The 6,680-nt window shown below is 69.8% G+C and carries 7 protein-coding genes; 2 read left to right on the top strand and 5 right to left on the bottom strand.

Annotated elements, in window-relative coordinates:
- Positions 1–456: PhnE/PtxC family ABC transporter permease (locus VBO01S_RS21295; RefSeq protein ID WP_157627406.1), on the top strand; the 456-nt coding region annotated here is incomplete at its 5' end.
- Between the two features lie 35 nt (positions 457–491).
- Complete coding sequence (gene mnmH / locus VBO01S_RS21290; RefSeq protein ID WP_062479017.1) at positions 492–1,559, top strand: tRNA 2-selenouridine(34) synthase MnmH; 1,068 nt, start codon at positions 492–494, stop codon at positions 1,557–1,559.
- Here mnmH and fdhD read toward each other — a convergent pair.
- From fdhD to modA, 5 genes are all read right to left on the bottom strand, one after another.
- Positions 1,496–2,401, bottom strand: a complete 906-nt coding sequence (gene fdhD, locus VBO01S_RS21285) for a formate dehydrogenase accessory sulfurtransferase FdhD (protein WP_255221161.1) — start codon at positions 2,399–2,401, stop codon at positions 1,496–1,498. The two genes, mnmH and fdhD, sit on opposite strands and share 64 nt — an antisense overlap.
- A gap of 19 nt (positions 2,402–2,420) precedes the next feature.
- The gene (locus VBO01S_RS21280; RefSeq protein WP_062479014.1) at positions 2,421–2,711 is read right to left on the bottom strand and encodes a helix-turn-helix domain-containing protein; all 291 of its coding nucleotides are present in this window, start codon (positions 2,709–2,711) and stop codon (positions 2,421–2,423) included.
- Positions 2,708–5,050, bottom strand: a complete 2,343-nt coding sequence (locus VBO01S_RS21275; RefSeq protein WP_062479011.1) for an FdhF/YdeP family oxidoreductase — start codon at positions 5,048–5,050, stop codon at positions 2,708–2,710. Before VBO01S_RS21275 ends, VBO01S_RS21280 begins: the two co-directional genes overlap by 4 nt.
- Positions 5,051–5,130: 80 nt before the next feature.
- Entirely contained in the window at positions 5,131–5,922 is a 792-nt protein-coding gene (locus tag VBO01S_RS21270) for an ABC transporter ATP-binding protein (protein WP_062479008.1), read from the bottom strand.
- Complete coding sequence (modA, locus tag VBO01S_RS21265; RefSeq protein WP_062479005.1) at positions 5,919–6,668, bottom strand: molybdate ABC transporter substrate-binding protein; 750 nt, start codon at positions 6,666–6,668, stop codon at positions 5,919–5,921. The genes VBO01S_RS21270 and modA overlap by 4 nt, the downstream gene beginning before the upstream one ends.
- Positions 6,669–6,680: the final 12 nt, after the last annotated feature.

Raw genomic sequence — 6,680 nt, 5'->3', positions numbered from 1 at the left:
TTCCTGCGCAGCGTGCCCGAGCTGGTGTGGGCCGCGCTGATGGTGCTGGCCGCCGGCATCGGGCCGTTCGCGGGTGCGCTGGCGCTGTCGCTGCACACGACCGGCGTGCTCGGGCGCCTGTTCGCCGAAGCGCTGGAGAACGCACCGCGCGAGCCCGAGCAGGCGCTGGCGCTCTCGGGCGCGGGCCCGGTCGCCGCCTTCAGCTATGCCAGCCTGCCGATCGTGCTGCCGCAGTGGGTGGCCTACACGCTCTACCGCTGGGAAATGAACATCCGCATGGCGGCCGTGCTGGGCTTCGTGGGCGGCGGCGGGCTGGGCCAGCTGCTGTACTTCCACCTGTCGATCTTCCAGCAGCAGCAGGCGATGACGGTGCTGATCGCCATGTTCGTGCTGGTCACCTTTGTCGACTTGGCGAGTGCTCGCTTGCGAAAAGGCCTAGGTCCCGCCTACGCCTGAGTGGCCGACAATGGCGGCATGAGGTCCCTTCAGCCATGAGTCATCGCCAGCCCGTTCGGGTAGCCGACCGCCACGCCTTCGATTCGATCATCGACGCCCGCTCGCCCGCCGAGTTCGCGCTCGACCATATCCCCGGCGCCATCAACTGCCCCGTGCTCAACGACGAGGAGCGCCACATCGTCGGCACGGTCTACGTGCAGACCGGCGCCTTCGAGGCCCGCCGCATCGGCGGTGCGATGGTGGCGGCCAACATCGCGACGCACCTGCGCGACACGCTGGCCGACCGGCCCGAGAAGTGGAAGCCGCTGGTCTACTGCTGGCGCGGTGGCATGCGCAGCGGCTCGATGGTCACCTGGCTGCGGCTCGTGGGCTGGGACGCGCAGCAGCTCGCGGGCGGCTACAAGAGCTTTCGCCGGCACGTGATCTCGCAGCTCGATGCGCTAACCCCGCAGCTCGACCTGCGCGTGGTCTGCGGCGCCACCGGCAGCGCCAAGACGCGCGTGCTGCACGCGCTGGCCGAACGCGGCGCGCAGGTGCTCGACCTGGAAGCCTTCGCCAACCACAAGGGCTCGCTGCTCGGCGCGCTGCCGGGCGTGGCGCAGCCTTCGCAAAAGCACTTCGAGACGCGCATCGCGACCGTGCTCGAAGCCATCGACCTCTCGCGCCCGCTGTATGTCGAGGGCGAGAGCGTGCGCATCGGGCGGCTGTCGCTGCCGCTGTCGCTCGTGGCGCAGATGCGCGCCGCGCCGTGCATCGAGGTGGAAGCCACGCCCGAGGCGCGGCTGGCCTACCTGCTGCGCGACTACGCCTACCTGGGCGAAGACCGCGCGGCGCTCGCCGAGAAGATGGGCGTGCTCAAGGAACTGCAGGGCAAGGAAACGGTGACGCGCTGGCAGCAGTGGGCCCACGAGGCCGACCTGCCGCACCTGTTCGCCGAGCTGATGTCGTTGCACTACGACCCGCACTACCAGAAGTCGCAGGAGACGCACTTTCGCGCGTGGACGAAGCGCCAGCGCGTGGGGTCGACCGACCTCTCGGATCAGGGCATCGAGGCCGTGGCCGACGCGGTGCTGGCGCTCGGCGACCCGAGCCCGTCGGCGTAAAGCACGCCGCGCGGCGCGCGGCACAGCCCCCAGAAACGCAGGCCGCTGAGCTCGGCCATGCGCACGCCCATCGCGGTCGGCGCCGAGATGGTCGCCATCGCCGCGATGCCCAGGCGCGCGCACTTGCGCACCAGCTCGTGGCTGCCGCGGCTGGACATCAGCACGAAGCCGGGCTCCTGCAGCCGATTCGCACGCGCCAGCGCGCCGAGCAGCTTGTCGAGCGCGTTGTGACGGCCGACGTCTTCCATGAGGTCGGTGAGTTCGCCGTCGACCGTGGCCCAGGCCGCGGCATGGATCGCGCCGGCTTCCGCGTTGAGCACCTGGCGCGGCGGCATGGCGGCGAAGGCGCGCAGCACGGTGGCCAGGTCGATGCGTTCGATCCAGTCGCGCGGCGGCACACGCTGCGGCGACAGGTCGAGCCCCGCGAAGCTTTCGACGCCACACACGCCGCAGCCGGTGCGGCCCGCGAGGCTGCGACGGCGGTCCTTCAGGCGCTCGAAGCTGCGCGTGGAGACTTCGAGCTGCACCTCGATGCCCGGCATGCCTTCGGGCAGGCCTGCATCGAGGGCCTCGACCGTTCGCACGTCGATGCCGCGGCAATCGGCGGCGCTGTCGAGGATGCCTTCGCTGAGTGCAAAGCCCAGCGCGAAGGCCTCGAGGTCTTGCGGCGTGGCCATCATCACCGCGTGCGAGACGCCGTTGAACACCAGCGCCACCGGCACCTCGGCGGCCAGCGTGTCGTCGCGCACCACGCCCTCGGGCGCGAGGCCGCGCTCGCCGAAGACGTGCACGGCATGTCGCGCGAGGGGCGGCAGGGCGTCGGGTTCGGGGGTGTTTTCCATGGCCGCGGCCATTGTCCGCTCAGTCTCGGCTGTCGTCAGCCGGCAGGCTCTCGGCGACCGCGCGCCCGGCGTCGGTGAGGTGCGCGACCCAGCGATCGTCCAGCTGCACCACGCGCACCCAGCCGGGTCCGCGCACGCCGCCCAACGCGGCATCGCCCATCAGCGTGAGCTGGCGCATGACCACGCTCGCGCCCTGCCCCAGCCGCTTGCCCAGGCGCGGCAGCGACATGCCGCCCTCGCCCGGTGCTTCGGCGAGTGCGCGCAGGATCGCGATGGAAAAGGCGTCGGCGTCGAACCCGGAATCGCTCATGCCGCCACGGCGTCGGCCTGCGCCGCAACCGGCGCCACATGCAGCGACAGCACCACGGGGATCGACTTGGAGGTCGGCGTGCCCGCGTTCTCGGCCACCGACGACAGCGGCACCAGCGGGTTCGTCTCGGGGTAGTAGGCCGCGAGGTTGCCGCGCGGGATGTCGTACGCGACCAGCTTGAAGCGATCGGCCCGGCGCTCCTGCCCGTCGCTCCACACGGTCTGGATGTCGACCCAGTCGCCGTCCTTCATGCCGAGCTGGCGGATGTCGTCGGCGTGGATGAACACCACGCGGCGCTGGCCGAACACGCCGCGGTAGCGGTCGTCCATGCCGTAGATGGTGGTGTTGTACTGGTCGTGCGAGCGCGTGGTGAGCAGCGTGAACACCAGCGTGTCGCGCTGCGACGCAAAGCGCGCGCGGGCCCGGTGGGCGTGCGTGTCCAGCGGCACGGCGTGCGTGAAGAACACGGCCTTCTTCGACGCGGTGGCCCACACGCGCTCGCTCGCCGTGTTGCGCAGGCGGAAGCCGCCGGGGTGCGCCACGCGCGCGTTGAAGTCCTTGAAGTCGTCGAACACGGCTTCGATCTTGTCGCGGATGCGGGCGTAGTCTTCGACCAGCCAGAGCCACGGCGTCTTGCTGCGCGCGCCGATGGTGGCCGCTGCCAGGCGCGCCACGATGGCCGGCTCGGACAGCAGATGCTCCGACGCGGGCGGGTTGATGCCCATCGAGATGTGGACCATGCTCATCGAGTCTTCGACCGTCACGCCCTGCGGGCCGTTGGCCTGCATGTCGATCTCGGTGCGGCCCAGGCACGGCAGGATGAGCGCCTCGCGCCCGTGGATGATGTGGCTGCGGTTGAGCTTGGTGGTCACGTGCACCGTGAGGTCGCACTGCTGCAGCGCCTTCCAGGTCTGGTAGGTGTCGGGCGTGGCGGCCGCGAAGTTGCCGCCGAGCGCGAAGAACACCTTGCCCTTGCCGTCGAGCATCAGCTGGATCGCCTCGACCGTGTCCACACCGTTCTGGCGCGGCGGCTCGAAGCCGAACACCTGCTGCAGCCGGTCGAGCAGCGCGGCCGGCGGCTTCTCCCAGATGCCCATGGTGCGGTCGCCCTGCACGTTGCTGTGGCCGCGCACCGGGCAGGCACCCGCGCCTTCGCGGCCCATGTGGCCGCACAGCATCAGCCAGTTGCCGATCATCTGGATCGTGGCCACCGAATGCTGGTGCTGCGTGATGCCCATGCCCCAGCAGGCGATGACGCGCTTGGCGCCCAGGTACACGTCGGCCGCCGCGCGGATCTGCGCTTCGCTCAGGCCCGACTCCTGCACCAGCAGCGGCCACGATTCGGCGCGCAGGTCGTCGGCCAGCGCCTCGAAACCCTGGGTGTGCTCGGCGATGAACGCGTGGTCGAGCACCGAAGGTTCGCCGCGCGCCACCGCCGCGTCTTCGCGCTCGATGACGTGCTTCATCATCCCCTTCACCGCCGCGAAGTCGCCGCCCACGCGCAGCTGGAAGTAGTGCGTGCTGATCGGCGTGGAGCCCAGCGTGGCCATCTCCAGCTTGTCCTGCGGATCGGCAAAGCGCTCCAGCCCGCGCTCGCGCAGCGGGTTGAAGCTCACGATGCGCGCGCCGCGCTTGGAGGCCGCGCGCAGCTCGCCGAGCATGCGCGGGTGGTTGGTGCCCGGGTTCTGGCCGAAGATGAAGATCGCGTCGGCCTTCTCGAAGTCTTCCAGCGTGACCGTGCCCTTGCCCACGCCCAGTTGCGGGCGCATGCCGCTGCCGCTGGGCTCGTGGCACATGTTCGAGCAGTCGGGAAAGTTGTTGGTGCCGTACTCGCGCACGAACAGCTGGTACAGGAAGGCCGCTTCGTTGCTCGCACGCCCCGAGGTGTAGAAGATGGCCTGGTTCGGGTCGGGCAGCGCGTTCAGGTGCCGCGCAATGCGCGCGAAGGCGTCGTCCCAGTCGATGGGCACGTACTTGTCGCTGGCCGCGTCGTAGGCCATGGGGTGCGTGAGGCGGCCCTGGTCTTCGAGCCAGAAGTCGCTCTGCTGGGCCAGCTCGGCCACCGTGTGCTTGGCAAACAGCTCCGGGCCCGCGCGGCGCGCGGTGGCCTCGGCGGCCACGGCCTTCACGCCGTTCTCGCAGAACTCGAAGGTCGAGGCATGGTTGCGGTCGGGCCAGGCGCAACCGGGGCAGTCGAAGCCGTCGGGCTGATTGGCCGAGAGCAGCGTCTTCGCGCCCTTGACCGGAATGTCCTGCCGCAGCAGCGCATTCGTCACGCTGCGCAACGCGCCCCAGCCACCGGCGGGGCCCTTGTAAAACTCGATCTTCTGCTCGCTCATGGCGGCAGTGTTGGCCTGTGGAGGCGTGGCGTCAAATTGAATCGGGACATGCGGCGATTCAAAATGGAAATGACGAAGGTTCAGGCCTCGCGCGCGCCGCCCATCAACAAACCCCTCAGCTTGCTGCGCAGCGGCGTCTCTTCCACCTCCTGCACCCCGGCAATCTCCCGCAGCGCAAAGTCGCGGCTGTCGGCGTTGTGCAGGTCGATCTCCCGCACCACCTGCCCCTCCTTGTAGACAAAGGCCACGTCAGCCAGCGCCAGCACGTCCTCGATGTCGTGCGTGATCATCAGGACCGGAATTCCCCATTGCTTGCGCACCTGCGCGAGTTCGTTGCGCAGCTCGGCGCGCAGCATGGGGTTGAGCGCGGCAAAGGGTTCGTCGAGCAGCAGCACCTGCGGCTCGCAGGCCAGCGCGCGCGCCAGGGCCACGCGCTGCTGCTGGCCGCCCGAGAGTTTCTGCGGCCGGCTGTCGGCCAGCGCGGCGAGGCCGAAGCTGGCCAGCAGCGCCTGCACGCGCTCGGCGTCGCGCGCCGGCAGCGTGCGGCGGTGCCACGCGGTGAGCCCGAACGCCACGTTCTCGCGCACCGTGAGGTGCGGGAACAGCGCGTAGTTCTGGAACAGGTAGCCGATGCGGCGCGCCGGCGCGGGCACGTCGATGCGCTGCGCCGCGTCGTACAGCGTGCGGCCGTCCAGCCGCACATGGCCCGCCGACGGATGCAGCAGGCCGGCGATGGCCTGCAAGGTGAGCGACTTGCCGGCCCCCGAAGGGCCGTAGAGGGCGGCGAAAGGAACGTCGGTCTGGAAGCGCACGGCGAGGTCGAAGCGCCGGGCCCCGTCCTTCACCGTGAGCTGCAGATCGACATCGATCATGGCTTGCCGAAACCGTAGCGCGCGAGCACATCCTGGGCCGCAGGCGTCGACAGGAAGGCGATGAAGTCGCCGGCCAGCGCCTTCTGCTTGCTCTCGGCCACCACGGCGATCGGGTACGTCACGGGCGTGTGGCCGGTGGGCGTGAAGGCGACCTTGACCTTGTCGCCGGCCACGGCCGCGTCGGTGCGGTAGACGAAACCGGCCTCGACCTCGCCGCGGCTCACGTAGTCGAGCACCTGGCGCACGCTGTCGGCCTGCACGAACTTGGGTTCGAGCGCGGTCCACAGATTGGCGTTGTCCAGCACCTGCTTGGTGTAGCGGCCGACCGGCACGGTGGCGGTCTTGCCGACGGCGATCTTCTTCACGTTCGCACCGCTCAGGTCCTGCAGCGACTTCAGGCCGACGGCGCCCTGCGCAGGCTCGACCAGCACGAGGCTGTTGGTGACGAAGTCCTTGCGGGTGGCGGTGTCGATGAGCTTCTGGTCGTTGCCGCGGTTCATCGTCTCCTGGTCGGCGCTGGCGAACACGTCGACCGGCGCGCCCTGCCCGATCTGCTGCAGCAGCACGCCCGAGGCGGCGAAGTTGAAGCGCACGGTGCTGCCGGCCTTGGCGGCTTCGAACTTGGGACCGATTTCCTTGAACGCGTCGGTCAGGCTCGCGGCGGCGGACACGGTGATCTGCTGCGCGGCGGCCGCAAGCGGCAGGGCCAGGGCAAGCACGACGGACAAAAGACGCAACGGACGCATGGGCACAGTCTC

This window comes from Variovorax boronicumulans NBRC 103145 (genome assembly GCF_001591345.1).
Classification (GTDB): domain Bacteria; phylum Pseudomonadota; class Gammaproteobacteria; order Burkholderiales; family Burkholderiaceae_C; genus Variovorax; species Variovorax boronicumulans.
The sequence above is the reverse complement of the archived record's forward strand: the minus strand, read 5'-3'. Positions and strand labels throughout refer to the sequence as shown.